The following is an 18,954-nucleotide window of genomic DNA, read 5'->3' as shown; positions in this document are numbered from 1 at the left end:
ATCGCCCAGGCCCTCCTCCCCGCCTTCGACGACGCCAAGGCCACCGCACTCAAGGCCCGCGTCACCGCCCTGGCCGAGAAGTACCCGCTCTACCCCGCGCTGTAGCTCTACCCCGCGCTGTAGGCGGGCCGTCCGCCGGTCCGCCCCGCGCGGGCCGGCGGATCAGGCGTTCCCGCCGTGCCGGTAGAACGCGGTGCGGTCGGGTTCGAGCGGGGTGTTGCCGAGGATGAGGTCGGCGGCCTTCTCGGCGAGCATCATCACGGGCGCGTAGATGTTGCCGTTGGTGACGTACGGCATCGCGGACGCGTCGACCACGTGCAGCCCCTCCAGGCCGTGGACCTCCAGGGTGGCCGGGTCGAGCACCGACATCTCGTCGGTGCCCATCCTGGCGGTGCACGAGGGGTGCAGGGCGGTCTCACCGTCCTTGGCGACCCACTGCAGGATCTGCTCGTCGGTCTCGACCCCGGGGCCGGGCGAGATCTCGCCGTCGCTGAAAGGGGCGAAGGCGGGCTGGCCGAGGATCTTCCGGGTGACCCGGATCGCCTCCACCCATTCCCGGCGGTCCTGGGCGGTGGAGAGGTAGTTGAACCGGAGGGCGGGGTGCTCGCGCGGGTCCCTGGACCTGATCTTCACCGAGCCGCGCGCGTCGGAGTACATGGGGCCGATGTGCACCTGGTAGCCGTGCCCGCCGGCCGGCGCGGAGCCGTCGTAGCGCACCGCGATCGGCAGGAAGTGGAACATCAGGTTGGGGTAGGCGACGTCGTCGTTGCTGCGGACGAAGCCGCCGCCCTCGAAGTGGTTGGTGGCGCCCGGCCCTTTGCGCAGGAAGAGCCACTCGGCGCCGATGAACGGCCGTCGCCACATCTTCATGGCCGGCTGCAGGGAGACCGGCTGCCGGCACGCGTGCTGGACGTACACCTCCAGGTGGTCCTGGAGGTTCTCGCCGACGCCGGGCAGGTGCTGGACGGTCTCGATGCCGAGCGCGTCCAGCTCCGCCGCGTTGCCGACGCCGGAGAGCTGGAGGAGCTGCGGGGAGTTGACGGCGCCTCCGGACAGGATCACCTTGCCGCCGCTCACCCGGTGCAGCGCCCCACCGCGGCTGTACTCCACGCCGACCGCCCGCCTTCCGTCGAACAGGACACGGCCGACCAGGGCCCGGGTCTGCACGTCGAGGTTGCGGCGGTGCATCACCGGGTGCAGGTAGGCGCGGGCGGCGCTGAGCCGGCGTCCGCGCCGGAGGTTGCGGTCGAAGGCGGCGAAGCCCTCCTGGCGGTAGCCGTTGACATCGTCGGTGAGCGGGTACCCCGCCTGCTGCACGGCCTCGAAGAAGGCGGCGAACAGGGGGTTGGTGACCGGCCCGCGCTCCAGGACGAGGGGGCCGTCGTGTCCGCGGAAGCCGCCGCCGCCCGCTGCCGCGCCGCGGGCGTCCCGGTCGGCGAGACAGGTCTCCATGCGCTTGAAGTAGGGAAGGCAGTGGGCGTAGTCCCAGTCCTTCATGCCGGGGTCGGCGGCCCAGCGCTCGTAGTCGAGCGGGTTGCCGCGCTGGAAGATCATTCCGTTGATGCTGCTGGACCCGCCGAGGACCTTGCCGCGGGCGTGGTAGATCCGCCGGTCGTTCATGAAGGGTTCCGGCTCGGACTCGTACTTCCAGTCGTAGAACCGGCTGCCGATCGGGAAGGTCAGCGCCGCCGGCATGTGGATGAAGACGTCCCACGGGTAGTCCGGCCGGCCCGCCTCCAGCACCAGCACCCGGTTGGCCGGGTCGGCGCTGAGCCGGGCCGCGAGCGCGCAGCCGGCCGAACCCCCGCCGACGATGATGAAGTCGTACTGCTGCAAGGTCATGGTGTCCTGCCGTTGCTCTCGGGGCGGTGACGCCGGTTCTGCGAGTCTGGCGAGGGTGCTGCTGCAGGGTCTGCGAGGGCCTGGCGGCGCGGTGCGGCCGGCGCGGACATGGACGGCGTGTTTCGCTAGGGGAAACCGCTTTCACAGTGCGCAACAGTTTCCGGACCGATTCGGGCCCCGTCAAGGCCCCCTCACCACCCCCTTGCCCGACTGTTGTGTTTGGCGCAACCCTGTGCGTAGTCTGAAACAGCATCGGCACCGTCGCCCTCGACTCACACCAGCAACGACTGGCCCAGACGCCGCACCTCTCCAGGAGTCCCGCGATGTCCCACCAGCTGCCCGAGCACCCCGACTGGCTGTGGCGCACCCCCGACCCCAAGCGCTCCTACGACGTGGTCATCGTCGGCGCCGGCGGTCACGGTCTGGCCACCGCCTACTACCTCGCCCGCAACCACGGCATCACCGACGTCGCCGTCCTCGAACGCGGCTGGCTGGCCGGCGGAAACATGGCCCGCAACACCACCATCATCCGGTCCAACTACCTCTGCGAGGAGAGCGCGGCGCTGTACGAGCACGCGCTGAAGCTCTGGGAGGTGCTGCCCCAGGAGCTGGACTACGACTTCCTGTTCAGCCAGCGCGGCGTGCTCAACCTCGCGCACACCCTCCAGGACGTCCGCGAGGGCACCCGGCGGGTGAACGCCAACCGGCTCGGCGGCGTCGACGCCGAATGGCTCGACCCCGACCAGGTACGCGCGTTCTGCCCGATCGTCAACACCTCCCCCGACGTGCGCTACCCGGTGCTCGGCGCGACGCTGCAGCGCCGGGCCGGCATCGCCAAGCACGACCACGTCGCCTGGGCGCTGGCGCGCAGGGCCGACGAGTACGGCGTCGACCTGATCCAGGGCTGCGAGGTCACCGGATTCCTGCGCGACGGCGACCGCGTGGTCGGCGTGCAGACCAACCGGGGACCGATCAGCGCCGGGAAGGTCGCGCTGGCCGCCGCCGGGCACAGCAGCGTCCTCGCCGGCCTGGCCGGACTGCGACTCCCCGTGCAGAGCCACCCCCTCCAGGCGCTCGTCTCCGAGCTGCTGGAACCCGTGCACCCCACCGTGGTGATGTCCAACCACGTGCACGTGTACGTGAGCCAGGCCCACAAGGGCGAGCTGGTCATGGGCGCGGGCGTGGACTCCTACAACGGCTACGGCCAGCGCGGCTCCTTCCACATGATCGAGCATCAGATGGCCGCCGCGCTCGAACTGTTCCCGATCTTCGCCAGGGCCCACGTGCTGCGCACCTGGGGCGGAATCGTCGACGTCACCCCCGACGCCTCGCCGATCATCGGTCCGACACCGGTCGAGAACCTCTACCTCAACTGCGGTTGGGGAACCGGCGGTTTCAAGGCGACGCCCTCGTCCGGGTGGGTGTACGCGCACGCGATCGCCACCGGGGAACCGCACCCCCTGGCCGCGCCCTTCGCGCTGGAGCGGTTCACCACCGGCGCGCTCATCGACGAGCACGGCGCCGCAGCCGTGGCCCACTGACCCCGACCCCCACCCGGCAGGAGTTCCCCATGCTGCTGATCGCCTGCCCCTGGTGCGGCGAACGCGAAGAACTGGAGTTCCACTACGGCGGCCAGGCCCACGTCGCCCACCCGGCGGCCCCGGAGCTCCTGTCCGACGGCGAGTGGGGCGAGTACCTGTTCGTCCGCGACAACCCCAAGGGCCCCTTCGCGGAACGCTGGTCGCACGCCGCCGGATGCCGGCGCTGGTTCACCGTGGTCCGCCACACCGTCACCCACCAGATCCTGGCCGTCCACCCGGCCGGCGAGCCGAAGCCGGTGATCTCATGACCCAGTCCCACCGCCTCCCGTACGGCGGACGGGTCGACCGCTCCGCTCCCCTGCGCTTCACCTTCGACGGGGTGGAGTACACCGGCCTGCGCGGCGACACGCTCGCCTCCGCCCTGCTCGCCAACGGCGTGCTGCACGTCGCCCCCGGCCTGTACCGGAGGCGGCCCCGCGGCATCGCCACGGCCGGGGTGGAGGAGCCCAACGCCCTGGTCCAGCTCGACGGCCCCTGCTCCGAGCCGATGCTGCTGGCGACCACGACCGAGCTGTACGAGGGCCTCTCGGCGACCGGCCTCGCCGGCCTCGGCCGCCTCGACCCGGGCCCGGACGAGGCCGTCCACGACAAGACGCACACCCACACCGACGTGCTGGTCGTCGGCGGCGGCCCCGCCGGACTCGCCGCGGCCCTCGCGGCCGGGCGTTCCGGCGCCCGGACCGTCCTGGTCGACGACCAGCCGGAACTCGGCGGATCCCTGCTCGCCGGGCGGGAGTCGATCGACGGCCGCCCGGCGCTCGACTGGGTGGCGGACGTCCGTGCGGAACTCGCCGCGCAGGCCGACACCCGGATCCTCGGCCGGTCCACGGCGATCGGCTACTACGACCACAACTACCTGCTCGTCGCCGAGCACCGAACCGACCACCTCGGCCCGGCCCCCGTCCCCGGTGTCTCCCGGCAGCGCCTGTGGCACATCCGGGCCCGGCGGGTGGTCCTGGCGACCGGCTCCCACGAGCGGCCGATGGTGTTCGCCGGCAACGACCTGCCCGGCGTCATGTCCGCCGCCGCCGTGCGCACGTACGTGAACCGGTACGCCGTGCTCCCCGGCCGCCGGGCCGTGGTCCTCACCACCAACGACCACGCCTACGCCACGGCGCTCGACCTGGTCGCGGCCGGGGCCGAGGTGGCGGCACTCGTCGACACCCGGCCCGAGCCGCCCGCCGACCTCGTCGACTCGGCGCGCGGCGCCGGGATCGAGGTGATCACCGGATCGGCCGTCGTCGGCACCCGGGCGGACCGGGCGACCGCCCGGCCCGGGGCCACGGGGAGGATCTCGGCGGTCCGCGTCGCCGGGCTCGACGCCGACGACGCGATCGACGGCCCGGTCCGCGAGGTGGCCTGCGACCTGCTCGCCGTCTCGGGCGGCTGGAGCCCGGCCGTCCACCTGTGGAGCCAGTCCCAGGGCACCACCCGCTACGACGACGGCCTCGCCGCGTTCGTCCCCGCACAGGCCGCCCAGCACGTCGACAGCGCCGGGGCCGCCCGGGGCGTCCTCGACCTCGCCGGGTGCCTCGACGGCGGGTTCGCCGCCGGAGCCGAGGCGGCCGCCCTGGCCGGCTTCCCCGCCGCCGCACCGGCCACACCCCCCAGCTCCGGTGACCGCCCTCCCGCCCCGCCCCGACCGGTGTGGATCGTGCCCGGTGAGAGCGGCGAACCCGCCGAGTGGCACGACCACTTCGTCGACCTCCAGCGCGACGCGACCGTCGCGGACGTGCAGCGCGCGATCCGGGCCGGCATGCGGTCGGTCGAACACATCAAGCGCTACACCACCATCGGCACCGCGCACGACCAGGGCAAGGCGTCCGGCGTGAGCGCCACCGGCGTCATCGCCCGGCTGCTCGGCGCCCGCTCACCGGGCGAGGTCGGCACCACCACCTACCGCGGCCCGTACGTGCCCGTCTCCTTCGCCCTGCTCGCCGGGCGCGAGCGCGGCGCCCTCTTCGACCCGGTGCGCACCACCGCGATCCACCCCTGGCACGTCGGGCACGGCGCGGTCTTCGAGAACGTCGGCCAGTGGAAGCGCCCGTGGTACTACCCGCGGCCCGGGGAGTCCATGGAGGCGGCCGTCCTGCGCGAGTGCCGCGCGGCGCGCGAGGGCGTCGCCGCCATGGACGCCAGCACCCTCGGCAAGATCGACGTCATCGGCCCCGACGCGGGCGAGTTCCTCAACCGCGTCTACACCAACGCCTTCGCCAAACTGGCCGTCGGCTCGGCGCGGTACGGCGTCATGTGCCGCGCCGACGGCATGGTCCTCGACGACGGCGTGACCGTGCGCCTGGCCGACGACCACTACGTCATGACGACCACGACCGGGAACGCCGCCGCCGTCCTGGACTGGCTGGAGGAGTGGCTGCAGACCGAGTGGCCCGACCTTCGCGTGCGGGTCACCTCGGTGACCGAGCAGTGGGCCACGGTCGCGGTGGTCGGCCCCCGGTCCCGCGAGGTCGTCGCCGCCCTGGCCCCGGACCTGGACGTGTCGAACGACGCCTTCCCCTTCATGACGGCCCGCACGACACACCTGGCGGGCGGCGTACCCGCCCGCGTCTGCCGGATCTCGTTCTCGGGCGAGCTGGCCTTCGAGATCAACGTCGCGAGCTGGTACGGCCTGGCCGTCTGGGAGTCCGTCATCCGGGCCGGCGAGCCCCTGGGCATCACCCCGTACGGCACCGAGACCATGCACGTGCTGCGCGCGGAGAAGGGCTACCCAATCGTCGGCCAGGACACCGACGGCACGGTCACCCCGCAGGACCTCGGCATGGAGTGGATCGTCTCCACGAAGAAGGAGTTCATCGGCAAGCGCTCCTTCCGCCGCGCCGACACCGCGCGCGGCGACCGCAGGCAACTGGTCGGCCTGCTGCCCGTGGACCCCGCCGTGCTGCTCCCCGAGGGCGCGCAGCTGGTGGCGGACGCCGAGGGGGTCCCGCCCACGAAGGCCCTGGGACACGTCACCTCCAGCTACCGCAGCGCGGCGCTCGGCCGCACCTTCGCGCTGGCCCTCGTCTCCGGCGGGAGGGCGCGGCACGGCGAGACGGTGTACGCGCCGCTGCCGGGCGGCACGATCGCCGCCACGATCACCGACACCGTCCTCTACGACCCGAAGGGGACCCGCCGTGACGGCTGACACCCTGCGCCACACCCTGCGCCGCAGCCCGCTCGGGCACCTCGACGACGTGCTCGCCGCGCACTCGACCACCGGCGAGCGGGGGGTGCGGCTCGGCGAGGTGCCCTTCCTCGCCCAGCTGGACCTCCAGCTGAGCACGCGCGACGCAGCCGCACGGCGCATCGCCTCGGCGCTCGGCACGCCGCTGCCCACCGACCCCGGCACCGTCGGCGAGGCGGGCGACCTGCGGGTGCTGTGGCTGGGTCCGGAGGAGTGGCTGGTGGTGGGCCCGGACGGCTCCGCACCCGCCACGGCCGAACTGCTGCGCGCGGCGCTGAGGGACGAGCCCGGGTCCGTGGTGGACGTCTCGGCCAACCGCACCACGCTCGAACTGTCCGGGCCCGCCGCCCGCCCGGTTCTGGAGAAGGGCTGCGCTCTCGACCTGCACCCACGCGTCTTCGGGCCGGGCCGCTGCGCGCAGACGCTGCTCGCCGGGGTCAACGTGATCATCCAGCAGGTCGACGCGGAACCGACCTACCGGCTGCTGGTGCGGGGTTCGTTCGCGCAGCACCTGACGCACTGGCTGCTCGACGCGATGGAGGAGTACCGCCACCCCCCGCTCACGGTCTGACGCTGTCGGCGGGTGCTCAGGCGTCCCGGTCCCCTGCCGCTGCGACCACGAACCAGCGGGCCGGCAGGGCGACCCGGGTGCCGTCCGGGTGGCGCTCGCTCATCGCGAGGCCGGTCTCGCCCTGGTCGAGGATCTCCAGCCCGGCGCCGTACAGCAGCGCGGGCAGTTCGTCCGAGGCGACCTCGGCCGGGCGCAGCTGGTGCCTGCGGACCCGGCGGAGCTTCTCCGGCGGGCCACCGGGCCGTTCGGCGACCTGGTGGAGCACCGCCTTGGCGGCGGCGGTCGGTTCGACCACGAACCCCCGGCCGCGCCGGCCGAGCAGCAGAGCGACGGCGGCCGCGACCGGCGCCCGGTCCGCCGGGTCGCTCTGGTGGAGCACCGCCCGCAGGTAGGCGTTGGACTCGCCCAGCCGGTCGCCCAGTCGCCGCACCGCCACCAGGTCGGTGAGGTCGAGCTGTTCGAACTCGGCCACCGCGTCGCCGTCCGTCCGACGGGCGTGCGCGACCGCCGCGGCGGACAGGTCGACGCCCACCGCGCGCGGGAAGTACCCGGCCAGGTAGCGGGTCTGGGTGCCGTTGCCGCAGCCGAGGTCGACGATCGGCAACGTGCGGTCGGCGTGGGCGGCGAGCAGTGCCGTGTGCGGAGCCGCCGTCAGCGTCGCGTCCGCGTCCCAGAACGCCTCACCCGGCTCCCCCGTGCACTCGGCCCAGAAGCCCTCCCACGCGCGCACGTAGCGCTCCGAAACACCCATCAGCACTGTCTCCCGAATTCCGTGGCACCGACAACGACCTCCATACCGGCACCCGCCCGGGCGGAAACTCGTACAGACCGACCCTTCACACCACGTTCGACCCCGCACCACCGCCGGGTCGGCACCGTCGTGGGCCGCCAGGTCGTCGACCCCGTCGGGGGAAGACCCCGGTGGGCCACGACGTGACGATCGGGCACGAAGGGTGGCCCCACCGGGACCCGGCCGACACGCTACTCGCCGTCCCAGGCGGTGGCGATCAGCACGGCGCCGCCCGCGTGGCGCGCGTAGCGGCAGCTGACGGGATGGTCGAACACCACCCGGGCCGGGCCGTGAACGGGCCGCAGGTCGGCGAGCAGCGCGTCCGCGGGCAGGCCGGCGGCGGCCTCGCGCAGCAGGGGGTCGGGCCCGGCGCCGGCCTGCGCCGCGGTGACGGTTCCGACGTCCGTGGGGTGCTCGTCCAGGGCCGCCCAGGCCTCGGCGAAGCGGTTGCCGAAGGCCCGGACGGCGGCTGCCCCCTCAGGCCCGGACGGGACGGCGGTTCCCGCGACCGTCTCCTCCAGCGCGCCGCGAAGGCAGCCGGTGAGCGCGTCGAGCCAGACCGGAAGCGAGGGTGCGAGCCGTACCGTGTCGGTGGCGTCCCAGAACCGGAACACCGCTCCCCACGACCCGGTGGCCGGGTCGACGTCGACGTAGTCGTGGCCGTCACCCGTGTCCGTGTGGACGAACCAGTGGGTCCCGGCGCCCCCCGCGTGGTCCAGGTACCAGCCGGCACCGGCGTCCGCGACGTTGTACGGGTGGGCCAGGTCGACGTGCTCGACCGACTCGTGACCGTTCAGGGCGGACCGCGAGACGGTGATCCGCACCCCCGCGACGGAGCGGAGCAGTACCCGGATCTCCTCCGGCACGGGGACCGGCCAGCCGTCCATCACCGCGTCCGGCAGGCCCGGGTCGAGCACGACCAGCCCCGCGGAGGCCCGCGCGACCTCGCGCAGCGTCGCCGCCGTCCGCGCGCTGTCGAACCGCGCCGCCGTGTCCTCCATGTCCCCTCCCGTTCCCGGCTCCGGTGACGTGGGACCGGGGCCGACGGTTCCCGACCCTAGGCCGTGCCCCCGACAGGCCGGCCCCGCAGGCCGGCCCCGCAGGCCGCCGCCCGGCGGCGGCCCGGTCGTCACCGTGCGGCCGACCGCGCTCGCCGGGCGTCAGACGCGCAGGGCGGCGGCCTCGGCCTCGGGGGTCAGGCCGAGGACCGGGCGGTCGGGGCGCTGCGGCGAGACGCCGTCCAGGGTCTTCAGCCACTCCCAGGTGTCGGCGACGGTCTCGGTGACGGGTCGGCAGTGCAGCCCGGCCGCGAACGCCTTGGAGGTGTCGGCGCCGTACAGGAACTCGTGGAGTTCGCCCGGCGGTGCCCAGATCGGGAGCTCGGTCCACGGCGCGATCTTGGCGGCGGCGATCCGTCCGGGGTCGGTCCAGCGGAGTTCCGCGTCCGATCCGGTCGCGGCGACGCACGCCTCCAGGAGTTCGCCCATGCTGGCGTGGCCCGGCCGGCTGACCAGGTTGTACGGGCCGGACAGGCCGCGTTCGGCGGCGTCCAGGGTCCAGCTCGCGAGGTCGCGGGCGTCGACGTACTGCAGCGGCAGGTCGCGGGGGCCGGGGGCGAGCACGGGGCCGCCGCGGGCGATCCGGCCCAGCCACCAGGTCAGCCGGCCGACGTCCTCGCCGGGGCCGAGGATCAGCCCGGCCCGCACCAGCAGCGAACGGTCCTCGCCGAAGGCGCCGGTGACGGCGAGTTCGCCGCCGCGCTTGGCCTGCGGGTAGGAGACGTCGCCGTCGTCGGGTGAGCCGTCCAGCAGGAGGCCGTGCTCGGCCGCACGGTGGTCGACCGGGTCGGCGTAGACGGAGCCGCTGGAGACGTACACGTACCGGCCGGCGCGCTCGGCGAGGGCCGCCGCCGCATCGCGGACGGCCGACGGCCGCGCGGACCAGGTGTCCACCACCAGGTCCCATGCGCCGTCGCCGAGCGCGGCGAGTCCGTCGGGGGCGGTGCGGTCGCCCCGCAGGACGGTGGCTCCGGCCGGCGGGCGGCGGCTGCCGCGGTGCAGGAGGGTCACGTCCCAGCCGCGGGACAGGGCGTCGTTGACAAGGGCGCGTCCGACGAAGCCGGACCCACCGAGCATGAGAAGTCGCATGCAGGCCACTGTTCCCAGGGTGGAGCCGATCGGTCCACCCCCATCCGCCGTCAGCGGAATCGCCGTCAGCGGAACTCGGGGGGACGGCTTCCGGCGGTACGCGACTGCTGCCCGGGCTCGTGAACGGACGGGACCCCCGGGCCTGCGGTCCCACCCCTCCCCGTGTGGCCTACATCCGGGGTCGTACCTGCGAGCCGCCCGAATGGATCGTACTCGATCCGTCATGGTCGGTAGCGAACCGTCCGCCCGCACCAGCCCTCGGTCGTGGCCGCCGTCCGCTGCTGCGGGCGGCGGCGACAGCGCCGAGGCCGCCGTGCGGACGGAGCGCACCCACGACCCATCCAGCACCTGCACGAGCCCTGCCCAGGAAAGGACAGTGAGCCCGATGACCGACGAGATCGCCTACGCGAAGATCCACCCCGCGATCGGGGTGGCCCGCGTCGGCAACAGCAGCCGCGAGGACGGCTGGTTCCACGGCCCCGAGACGCCCTCACCCGAACCGGCGCCGGTCGGCTTCTACAAGGACGGCACCGGCGCGATCAAGCGCGAGGCCGCCCGCTTCCGGATCTACGGCTACGACGGCTCCGGCCGGGTGGTACGGGAGCTGAAGCCCTCCGAGGCCGGGGTGGAGGTCGCGTGGACCGTGCACGTCGCCAACCGGAAGGCGGCCTGGTACAACTTCGACCTCGCCCTCGACATCCCCGACATGAAGGGCAAGGCCTCCGCCCGCCGCAACAACAAGGTGGACGGCCCGGCCGCCCGCAACGCGCTGGTCATCGACCCCGGCCGCAAATCCCTGGTTCCCGGCGGCGCGGAGGTCGTCGAGTTCACCGGCGGCACCTTCCTCGGCGTCGACGTCCCCCTGGGCCGCATGCAGACCGACGAGGAGGGACGGCTGGTCGTCCTCGGCGGCCACGGCACCTCCGGCGCGCCCGGCGGCGAGGAACTGCACTCCTTCGGCAACAACGACGGCTGGTACGACGACACCTCCGACGGGCCGGTCACCGCCACCCTCAAGCTGAACGGCAGGGACGTCGAGGTCAAGGGCGCCTGGGTGGTCGTCGGGCCGCCCAACTACGCCCCCGACGTGAAGACCCCGCGCACCCTGTGGGATCTGCTGCACGACGTCTTCCGGCCGCAGCCGCCGGGGGGAGCGACCGAGGAGGTGTCGTTCGAGCGGGACATCAAGCCGATCCTGTACCGCTTCTGCGAGCTCCAGTGGGTCAACAAGGGCTACGCCACCCACCACGGCTTCGGCGGCCCCGAGGACTTCATGGCCCCCGCCCTGCTCGGCCGGCTGTCCAGCACCGCCGAGCGCAACCGCGAGCTGCGCCGGCAGGTGTTCACGGCGATGCGCGACCACGAGCGTGACGGGCTGTCGCCGCAGCCCTGGCCGTGGTTCTACGGCGACGGCATGGCCAGCAAGCCGAAGTCGCAGCTGCAGTACATGACGCTGTCCGACACCCAGATCGCGCAGTTGGAGAAGTGGGCGTCCGGGGAGTTCAGCACCGCCGCGGTGCCCGGCTTCCCGAGCCGGCTGGAGGACGCCCCGGTCGCCGACCAGCCCGGCCTGCTGGACCGCGCCGCCCTCGACTTCTGCCTCGCCGACGCCTTCCACCCCGGCTGCGAGGTCACCTGGCCGGTCCGGCACACCACCATGTACCAGGAGCCGTTCCGGATCCTGCACCGCGCCGACAACACCCCGGAACCCGACTACGGCCCGCAGCTGAGCGCCGAACGGGCGCTGGGCGCGGACGGCCCGCTGCACGCCCAGCCGCCCGGCGGGCTGACCCGCTGGATGGCGATCCCGTGGCAGACCGACACCGCGAGCTGCCGATCCGGTTACGAGTCCAACGCCCTGCCCAAGGGCCGCTACGACCCCCACCTGCCGACCTTCTGGCCCGCCCGGGTGCCCAACCACGTGCTCACCGAGGACGACTTCCGGATCGTCAACAAGGAAGCCGGCGGCGCGGGTTCGCCGGAGGAACGCGAGGACGCGTTCGCCCGCCGGGCCTCCTGGCTGCGCGGCCTGCACGGCGAGTACAAGCAGCAGCTCGCCCAGGCGGCCGAGGAGTGGCACCACTTCGGCATCGTGGAGACCCGCCGCTACACGGTCGGCGACGGCAGGTTCCCCGACGTCGTCCAGGTCGAGTCCGTCCCCGGCTTCCCGCTGGACGGCGTCTCGCCGAACCGCAACCTGGTGACCGTCCACGTCCCGGAGGCCACCGCGCTGGACAGCAGCGCCTACGGCGACGTGCTCGGGGACGTCGCCGAACGGACCGGGTACGCCACCGACGAGATCACCATCGGGTACATCGACAAGCTCGACCCGTTCGGTGAGGAGTCCGCCAACGGCGGCGGCGCCCGCGCCGCGGACGGCGGCTCGTGAGGCCCGCCGCACCCGCCGGGCCTCCCCCGGCCGGCGGCGCCCGCTACGACGTGGTCGTGGCGGGCGCGGGCCCGGCAGGTGCGGCCGCCGCGCTCGCCCTGGTCCGGGCGGGCCGGACGGTGCTGCTGGCCGACGCCGGCCGCGGACCGGCCCCGGTCGGCGAGGCGCTGCCCGCCGCCGCCCGGGTGCTGCTGCGCGACCTCGGCGCGGACCGCGCCCTGACCGGCGGCCACCTGCCGTGCCGCTCCAACCGGTCCGCCTGGGGCAGCGCGGCACTCGGATCCCTCGACAGCATCCTGGACCCGCACGGCCACGGCTGGCACCTCGACCGGCAGCTGTTCGACCGTCAACTGCGGGCCTGCGCCCGGGCACAGGGCGCACGGCTCGCCACCGGGACGGCGGTGCGGCCCCGGGCCCGCACGAGCGACGGCGGGTGGACGGTCGAACTCCGCGGCCGGGGCACGGCCCACTGCCGATGGCTCGTGGACGCCACCGGCCGCGGGGCCCGCATCGCCACCGTCTGCGGTGCCCGACGGCTGGTCCGCGACCGGCTGCTCGCCGTCCACCTCACCCTCGGTGCCGCCGCGCCGCCCAGCGCCGACACCACCACCACCGTCGAGGCCGCCCCCGACGGCTGGTGGTACACCGCGCCACTGCCCGCCGGCCGCCGTCTGCTCGCCTGGTACACCGACGCCGACCTGCCCGCCGCCCGCGGACCGCTCGCGGACCGGCTCGCCGTGACCCGGCACATCCGTCCCCTCACCGGCGGCCACCCGTGGCCCCGGGATGTCACGCCCCGGCGCGCGCCCGCCCACACCGCCCGCCTCGACACCTTCTCCGGCGACGGCTGGACCGCCGCCGGGGACGCCGCCGTCGCGTTCGACCCGCTGTCCTCGCAGGGCATCCTCACCGCCCTCTTCACCGGCATGAGCGCCGGCCAGGCGGTGCACGCCCACCTGGCCGGTGACCCGGCCGCGCTCGACGAGTACGCGCACACGGTCGCCGCGGTCGGCACCGCCTACCTGCGCAACCACCGCACCCACTACGCCGCCGAACGGCGCTGGCACGACCGGCCGTTCTGGCAGCGCCGGCACACCCCGACACCCGAGGAGATCTCCGCATGAGCATCCACCCCCTGCCCGACACCGTCAGCGCCACCGCCGACCGGCACGGGCACCGCTTCCTGCTGATCGGCAGGAGGAACGTCTTCAGCTACCACCTGGGCCTGTACCACGTCCCGATCCACGCCTTCCAGATGATCACCAGGTTCGGGCTGCCCGACGGCCTGCGCGAGACGTACCTGACCGACCTGGCCGCGCACGAGGACCAGCAGGTCTACTACTCGCTGTTCACCGAGGGCCACTGGCCGCTCCAGGACATCGTGGACGGCAGTCGGACCTCGCTGCCCGTGGAACTGGAGCGGGTCACCGTCGACGCCCAGGGCAACCGGACGTTCACCCCGCTGCTCCCGGTCACCGACGCGACCTGCCGCAAGGAGGACGTGGTGCACTACCGGCCGCTCGAAGCCGATGCCGGCTACCCCGACTACGTGACCGCCCTGTCCTTCGGCCAGGGCGACGAGGTGCACCTCGCCCACCGGCTGGCCGGCGCCCCGAACTGGGACGAGGTCATCACCACCGTCGACCCCCGGGGCTTCCAGCCCGGCGACCTCGCCCCCGCGGCGACCGTCACCGTGCCCACGGTCAAGGACCCCCACGGCGCCGCCCCGAAGAGCCCGCTGACCACCGGCACCGGCTACGAGGGGAAGATCGGCGACCGGACGGTCACCTTCACCGCCGGACGCCAGGGCTGGTGGAACCACACCTCCCTCAACACGGCCTGACCGCGCGAGCGGCGCCGCCCACTCTTGGGAGCAATGGACCGACCTGCCGGTCGGTCCATTGCTCCTTTCGGTCGATCTGATGTACGTTGGGGTCGTTCCACCGGACGGTAAGGAATGACCCGTGATCGCTCTGCTGCTCGCCCTCGGCAGCTCCGTCGCCTACGGCTGCGCGGACTTCCTCGGCGGCCTCGGTTCCCGCAAGGCCCACGTGCTGCGCACCGTGCTGATCGCGGCGCCCGCCTCCCTCGCCGTCGAACTGCTGCTCTGGCCGGTACTGGGCGCCTCGTTCAGCCCCGGGGCGATCGGCTGGGGCGCCGCCTCCGGTGTCGCCTCGGCCGCCGCCTTCGTGCTGCTCTACCGCACCCTGGCGATCGGCCCGATGAACGTCCTCTCCCCCGTCACCGCGCTGGTGTCCGCCGCGCTGCCGGTGGCGGTCGGCCTGCTCCAGGGTGAACACCTGGGCGCCGCAGGGCTGGTGGGCCTTCCGCTCGCCCTGCTGGCCGTGGTGCTCGTCAGCGCCGGCCCCGGCACCGGATCGGCCCGGCCCTCCCGCACCGCGCTGCTGCTCGCCTTCGGCGCGGGAGCCGCCATCGCCCTCCAGCTCGTGTTCCTGCACCAGGCACCCGACGACAGCGGCGTCGCCCCGCTGATCGTCGGACGGGCCGTCTCCTCCGCGGTCACGCTGGCCGCGGCCGTCCTGCTGCGCCACCGCCTCGGACCGGAGCGGCCCGCGTACGCGATGTCCGCGGCCGCCGGCGTCCTCGACTCCGTGGCGAACCTGCTCTTCCTGCTCGCCGTCCGCAGCGGTGACCTCACCGTCGTCGCCGTCATCACCGCCCTCTACCCGGCCGGCACCGTCCTGCTCGCCCGCGCCGTCCTGCACGAGCGCATGCACCGCGGCCAACTCGCCGGCCTCGGCGTCGCCGCACTCGCCGTCAGCCTCCTCGCCCTCGCCTGACCGCCCGCTGCGCGCTGCCCGCTGCCCGCTGCCCGGGCGACCACACCCCCGTTCCCGCCCCCGAGCCCCCGGGCCGCCGAGCCCGACACCCCGACACCCGATCACGAGGAGAAGACCACCGATGCCCCTCCTGCGCCTCGACGCCGCCGTGGCCACCGCCTTTCCCGACACCCTCATCGCCCTGGTCACCGCCACCGGACTGCGCGGCCACCACGCCTGGCCCGCCACCACCGCCGCCCTGGAGGACCTGGAACGCCGGGTCGCCGACGGCACCTGGCACCCGGCGGACGAGACCCACCCCCACATCGAGGCCTGGCACACCGCCTACCGCGCCTTCGGCACCAATCCCCGCCGCACCCGCCCCAGCGTCGACGCGCTCGGCCGCCGCCTCGCCAAGAAGGGCACCCTGCCCCGCATCAACCCCGCCGTCGACTCGTACAACGCCGTCTCCGTCCGGCACGGCCTGCCCGCCGGCGCCTTCGACCTGGACCAGGTCACCGGCGACATCGTCATCCGCCAGGCGGACGGCACCGAGTCCTTCACCCCGCTCGGCGAACCCGACACCCTCGAACACCCCAGGCCCGGCGAGATCATCTACACCGACACCACCAGCGTCCTCACCCGCCACTGGAACCACCGCGACGCCCACCGCACCCGCGTCACCGAGAGCTCCACCCACGTCACCTTCGTCCTCGAAACCCTGCACGCCACCCGCGACCGCGACGCCCTCGACGCCGCGGCCGACGAACTGCGGCACCTGCTCGCTCCCCACACCGAGCACACCACCCTCGACCACCTCGGCCCGGCCCACCCACAGGCCGCCGTCTGACCGGGCCGCCCGGCCCGGGCGGGACCGCCGCTCGGACGCCCGCCGGTCGGCTACGGCTCGGCGGGCCCGCCGCCCCCGGCCCGGACCGTGGTCCCCAGTCGCCACGCCTCGATGTCGCGGTAGTGGATCGGCCCGGGCCCGCGGCCGATGTTGCTGCCGACCAGGTGGAGACGCTCCGCCCGCCACGGCCGGCCCACGAACCCCGTCAGAGCGGCCACGGCCCGCGGCACGCTGGTGGGATCGTCGCGACGGGAACGCGCCAGGGTCAGATGAGGGCGCAGCGGACGGTCCCTGAACTCGATCCCGCAGGACCGGACCGTCTCCCGGACGTCGGCGGCGAGCCGGTGCAGTCCCTCCAGGTCCCCGTCGATCCCGCTCCATAGCAGTCGCTCGTCGAAGTGGCCGCCGCCGCGCAGGCCCAGCTGCGGGGCGGGGTGCGACGCCGCCAGGCCGGCCAGCACCGACCGCAGCGACGGCACCGCCGTGGCGGGCAGCTCACCGAGGAAGGCCAGGGTGATGTGCCAGTCCTCGATCCGGTTCCACCGCAGCCGCGGGTACCCGGCACAGGCGGGCCGCAGGACCCGGGCCAGCTCGTCCTTCGCGTCGTCGGGCGGGGCCAGCGCCACGAACACGCGCAGGGTCGAGGCCTCGGGGGGAACGTCCACCAGGGATTTCTAGCACTCCCCGGCCCTCCGGGTCGCGTCGACCCCCTGGGCCCCGAACGCCCCGGCCGCCCCCGGCAGCGGCCGAGCCGGGACGGTGCGGCCGTCCGCCCCGGGTGAGCGGTCGGCCGCAGCGGTGTCGACAGGGCCCGCTCCGCCCCGCAACGGGTGACCCGCTCAGGCGGTGGTGTGCTCGCCCGCGCGCCGGGCCCGCTCCTGCCGGTAGGCATCGGCCCGGGCGAGGTAGTCCCGGTGCTCCTGCTCGGGGTCCGGCGGCAGGTCCGGCACGTCGGTGGTGGCGAAGAACTCCACCAGGGCCTCGTTCGCGCCCGCGGCCAGCTCTCCGCAGCGGGCGAACATGTCCGACTCGTAGCGGGCGACCGCCCGGTCGAGGCCGACCGCCGGGTCGGGGCCGACCGCCCGGTTGATCGCGTGCGCGAGTTCCGCGCCGTCCAGCATCGCGAGGTTCGCGCCGTGGCCGCCGAAGGGCGCCATGAGGTGGGCCGCGTCACCGATCAGCGTGACCCCCGGGACGTGTTCCCAGGTGAGCGGGGCGGGCAGCGCCCAGAAGGACCGTGGCACGTAGTCGCCGTCGTTGCGGACGGTCACCGCACGCATGGCCGGGGACCAGTGGCCGAACTCCCGCGCCAGGTGGGCGCGGATGCTCTCCCGGTCGGTGAGGTCCACGCCGGCGCCGACGTGCCAGTCGGGTGCGGCGCGGAACGCCAGGTAGCCGCGGACCACACCGCCGCCGTTGCGCTGGAGGATCACCGCGCGGCCGTCGTTGTCGTTGGCGAACATGTGGCCGGCGCCGACGATCTCGGCGACCTCGGGGTGGCGGCTGTCGACCTCGTCGAACCGGGCGTCCAGGAAGCAGACCCCCAGGTGGTGGGGGGCGGCGTCGCTGACCAGCGGGCGGACCTTCGACCAGGCCCCGTCGGCGCCGATCACCAGGTCGGCCTCCACCGTGCTGCCGCCCGCGAACTCCAGGCGGTGCCCGCCGTGGCCGAGCGGGGTCGCGCGGACGAGACGGTGGCCCCAGCGGACGGTGCCCGGCCGCAGGTGGTCGAGGAGCAGGCGGCGCAGCCGGCCGCGGTCGATCTCCGGTGCGGCCACGTCGCCGGGGCCCGGGGTGAACTCCGCCAGGACCGTGCCGTGGTGGTCGCGCCGGGTGCTGGCCTGCCCCTCCGGCCTGGCCTGCGCCAGGAAGGCGTCGAGCAGCCCGGCGTCCGCGAGGGCGATCTGTCCGGAGTCGGCGTGCAGGTCGAGTGTGCCGCCGGGGTCGCGGGAGTCCACGGTGTCGTCGGCGTCGTACACGGTGACCTCGATGCCGTGGCCTTGCAGGACGCGGGCGCAGGTCAGACCGGCGGGTCCGCCGCCGACCACGCAGATCCGGGGTGTGCTGTTCGTCATCGGGACCTTCCCTGGGGTGGTGCGGATCGCGAAAGGGTCGCGACGGCACCCCCTTGGGTGCATCCGCTCAAAAAGCGTAACAGCTCAACTTTCTGAGTCGCTCCACGAAAGGGGTAAGGTGACCGGGTGACCGAGATGGGGCGCCGAGAGCGCAAGAAGGCAGCCACCCGCCAGGCCCTCGCCGACGCGGCGCTGCGGCTGTTCACCGAACGGGGCTACGACGAGGTCGGGGTCCGCGAGATCGCCGACGCGGCCGACGTCTCGGTGACGACGCTCTTCAAACACTTCCCCGACGGCAAGGAGGCACTGGTCTTCGACCAGGACGTGGACCGCGAGGCCGCCCTGGTCGCCGCCGTCCGCGAGCGCCCCGCCGACCGGAGCGTCCCGCAGGCCCTGCACCGGATGCTGCTGAGCGAACACTCCCGGCGGGTCCGCACCGACCCCCGGTTCGACGACTTCCTGCACCTGATCGACACCACCCCCGCCCTGCGCGAGTACGCCCGCCGCATGTGGCTGCGGCACGAGCACTCCCTGGCCGCGGCGATCGCCGACGACGCCGGTCTGCCCGCCGACGACCCCGGCTGCCGGGCGCTGGCCCACTTCGCCCTGGAGGCCCCCCTGCTGGTCCGCGGGTCCCACGACCCCGACGCCGCCCTCGACCGGGTCTTCGACCTGCTCGCCAACGGCTGGACCGGCACCCGCACCGGCTGACCCGACGCCGGCAGCAC

Annotated in this window: 16 protein-coding genes; 10 read left to right on the top strand and 6 right to left on the bottom strand. The window is 74.2% G+C overall.

All coding sequences use genetic code 11. From position 1 onward, the window contains the following. Window positions 1-162: 162 nt before the first annotated feature. Entirely contained in the window at window positions 163-1,842 is a 1,680-nt protein-coding gene (gene betA / locus ACIOFR_RS27145) for a choline dehydrogenase (RefSeq protein ID WP_401001675.1), read from the bottom strand. A gap of 323 nt (window positions 1,843-2,165) precedes the next feature. On the opposite strand from betA, the gene ACIOFR_RS27140 reads away from it, so the two are divergent. Genes ACIOFR_RS27140 through ACIOFR_RS27125 form a run of 4 tightly spaced genes read left to right on the top strand, consistent with a single transcriptional unit; the run spans window position 2,166 to window position 7,195 of the window. Continuing rightward, complete coding sequence (locus ACIOFR_RS27140) at window positions 2,166-3,383, top strand: sarcosine oxidase subunit beta family protein (protein ID WP_401001673.1); 1,218 nt, start codon at window positions 2,166-2,168, stop codon at window positions 3,381-3,383. Between the two features lie 29 nt (window positions 3,384-3,412). After that, window positions 3,413-3,691 (top strand): sarcosine oxidase subunit delta, encoded by a 279-nt coding sequence (locus ACIOFR_RS27135; protein ID WP_401001672.1) that lies wholly within the window; start codon window positions 3,413-3,415, stop codon window positions 3,689-3,691. Further along, window positions 3,688-6,585 carry a sarcosine oxidase subunit alpha family protein gene (locus ACIOFR_RS27130; protein WP_401001671.1) on the top strand — a complete coding sequence of 966 codons (2,898 nt, stop codon included), beginning with the start codon at window positions 3,688-3,690 and terminating at the stop codon, window positions 6,583-6,585. Before ACIOFR_RS27135 ends, ACIOFR_RS27130 begins: the two co-directional genes overlap by 4 nt. After that, a complete protein-coding gene (locus ACIOFR_RS27125) occupies window positions 6,575-7,195 on the top strand; it encodes a sarcosine oxidase subunit gamma (RefSeq protein WP_401001669.1) in 621 nt (206 codons plus the stop codon). Before ACIOFR_RS27130 ends, ACIOFR_RS27125 begins: the two co-directional genes overlap by 11 nt. Before the next feature lie 16 nt (window positions 7,196-7,211). On the opposite strand, the gene ACIOFR_RS27120 is transcribed toward ACIOFR_RS27125, so the two are convergent. From ACIOFR_RS27120 to ACIOFR_RS27110, 3 genes are all read right to left on the bottom strand, one after another. Next, complete coding sequence (locus tag ACIOFR_RS27120; protein ID WP_401001668.1) at window positions 7,212-7,946, bottom strand: class I SAM-dependent methyltransferase; 735 nt, start codon at window positions 7,944-7,946, stop codon at window positions 7,212-7,214. Window positions 7,947-8,176: 230 nt separating this feature from the next. Next, a complete protein-coding gene (locus ACIOFR_RS27115; protein WP_401001667.1) occupies window positions 8,177-8,986 on the bottom strand; it encodes a hypothetical protein in 810 nt (269 codons plus the stop codon). A 159-nt stretch (window positions 8,987-9,145) separates the two neighbouring features. Beyond that, on the bottom strand, window positions 9,146-10,132 hold the full coding sequence (locus ACIOFR_RS27110; protein WP_401001665.1) for an NAD-dependent epimerase/dehydratase family protein: 987 nt from the start codon (window positions 10,130-10,132) through the stop codon (window positions 9,146-9,148). A 385-nt stretch (window positions 10,133-10,517) separates the two neighbouring features. On the opposite strand from ACIOFR_RS27110, the gene ACIOFR_RS27105 reads away from it, so the two are divergent. The 5 genes from ACIOFR_RS27105 to ACIOFR_RS27085 all read left to right on the top strand — a co-directional run bounded on the left by ACIOFR_RS27105 (window position 10,518) and on the right by ACIOFR_RS27085 (window position 16,151). Continuing rightward, window positions 10,518-12,521 (top strand): LodA/GoxA family CTQ-dependent oxidase, encoded by a 2,004-nt coding sequence (locus ACIOFR_RS27105; RefSeq protein WP_401001663.1) that lies wholly within the window; start codon window positions 10,518-10,520, stop codon window positions 12,519-12,521. Next, complete coding sequence (locus ACIOFR_RS27100) at window positions 12,518-13,645, top strand: NAD(P)/FAD-dependent oxidoreductase (protein WP_401001661.1); 1,128 nt, start codon at window positions 12,518-12,520, stop codon at window positions 13,643-13,645. The genes ACIOFR_RS27105 and ACIOFR_RS27100 overlap by 4 nt, the downstream gene beginning before the upstream one ends. Beyond that, window positions 13,642-14,364, top strand: coding sequence for a hypothetical protein (locus ACIOFR_RS27095; protein WP_401001660.1), 723 nt, complete (start codon window positions 13,642-13,644; stop codon window positions 14,362-14,364). Before ACIOFR_RS27100 ends, ACIOFR_RS27095 begins: the two co-directional genes overlap by 4 nt. A 121-nt stretch (window positions 14,365-14,485) precedes the next feature. After that, on the top strand, window positions 14,486-15,322 hold the full coding sequence (locus tag ACIOFR_RS27090) for an EamA family transporter (RefSeq protein WP_401001659.1): 837 nt from the start codon (window positions 14,486-14,488) through the stop codon (window positions 15,320-15,322). A 121-nt stretch (window positions 15,323-15,443) separates the two neighbouring features. Next, window positions 15,444-16,151, top strand: coding sequence for a B3/4 domain-containing protein (locus ACIOFR_RS27085; RefSeq protein WP_401001658.1), 708 nt, complete (start codon window positions 15,444-15,446; stop codon window positions 16,149-16,151). A 50-nt stretch (window positions 16,152-16,201) separates the two neighbouring features. Here the strand turns inward: ACIOFR_RS27085 and thpR are convergent, their stop codons facing one another. Together thpR and ACIOFR_RS27075 are read right to left on the bottom strand one after the other, a co-directional pair. After that, on the bottom strand, window positions 16,202-16,816 hold the full coding sequence (gene thpR, locus ACIOFR_RS27080) for an RNA 2',3'-cyclic phosphodiesterase (protein WP_401001656.1): 615 nt from the start codon (window positions 16,814-16,816) through the stop codon (window positions 16,202-16,204). A gap of 174 nt (window positions 16,817-16,990) precedes the next feature. Next, window positions 16,991-18,226: an FAD-dependent oxidoreductase gene (locus ACIOFR_RS27075; protein WP_401001655.1), complete on the bottom strand. Its 1,236-nt coding sequence runs from the start codon at window positions 18,224-18,226 to the stop codon at window positions 16,991-16,993. Window positions 18,227-18,361: 135 nt separating this feature from the next. Here ACIOFR_RS27075 and ACIOFR_RS27070 point away from each other — a divergent pair, with 135 nt between their 5' ends. After that, window positions 18,362-18,937 (top strand): TetR/AcrR family transcriptional regulator, encoded by a 576-nt coding sequence (locus ACIOFR_RS27070; protein ID WP_401001677.1) that lies wholly within the window; start codon window positions 18,362-18,364, stop codon window positions 18,935-18,937. Window positions 18,938-18,954 lie beyond the last annotated feature (17 nt).

The sequence above is a fragment of the Kitasatospora sp. NPDC088346 genome (assembly GCF_044740765.1).
Lineage (GTDB): Bacteria > Actinomycetota > Actinomycetes > Streptomycetales > Streptomycetaceae > Kitasatospora.
Note: the sequence above shows the minus strand (reverse complement) of the source record. Positions and strands in the feature narration are given on the sequence as shown.

Bases quoted from the DNA above. Each gene is read 5' to 3' on its own strand.
- betA (WP_401001675.1), bottom strand. From the start codon at position 1,842: ATGACCTTGCAGCAGTACGACTTCATCATCGTCGGCGGGGGTTCGGCC.
- ACIOFR_RS27140 (WP_401001673.1), top strand. From the start codon at position 2,166: ATGTCCCACCAGCTGCCCGAGCACCCCGACTGGCTGTGGCGCACCCCC.
- ACIOFR_RS27085 (WP_401001658.1), top strand. From the start codon at position 15,444: ATGCCCCTCCTGCGCCTCGACGCCGCCGTGGCCACCGCCTTTCCCGAC.
- ACIOFR_RS27115 (WP_401001667.1), bottom strand. From the start codon at position 8,986: ATGGAGGACACGGCGGCGCGGTTCGACAGCGCGCGGACGGCGGCGACG.
- ACIOFR_RS27120 (WP_401001668.1), bottom strand. From the start codon at position 7,946: ATGGGTGTTTCGGAGCGCTACGTGCGCGCGTGGGAGGGCTTCTGGGCC.
- ACIOFR_RS27130 (WP_401001671.1), top strand. From the start codon at position 3,688: ATGACCCAGTCCCACCGCCTCCCGTACGGCGGACGGGTCGACCGCTCC.
- ACIOFR_RS27135 (WP_401001672.1), top strand. From the start codon at position 3,413: ATGCTGCTGATCGCCTGCCCCTGGTGCGGCGAACGCGAAGAACTGGAG.
- ACIOFR_RS27110 (WP_401001665.1), bottom strand. From the start codon at position 10,132: ATGCGACTTCTCATGCTCGGTGGGTCCGGCTTCGTCGGACGCGCCCTT.
- ACIOFR_RS27095 (WP_401001660.1), top strand. From the start codon at position 13,642: ATGAGCATCCACCCCCTGCCCGACACCGTCAGCGCCACCGCCGACCGG.
- ACIOFR_RS27105 (WP_401001663.1), top strand. From the start codon at position 10,518: ATGACCGACGAGATCGCCTACGCGAAGATCCACCCCGCGATCGGGGTG.
- ACIOFR_RS27075 (WP_401001655.1), bottom strand. From the start codon at position 18,226: ATGACGAACAGCACACCCCGGATCTGCGTGGTCGGCGGCGGACCCGCC.
- ACIOFR_RS27070 (WP_401001677.1), top strand. From the start codon at position 18,362: ATGGGGCGCCGAGAGCGCAAGAAGGCAGCCACCCGCCAGGCCCTCGCC.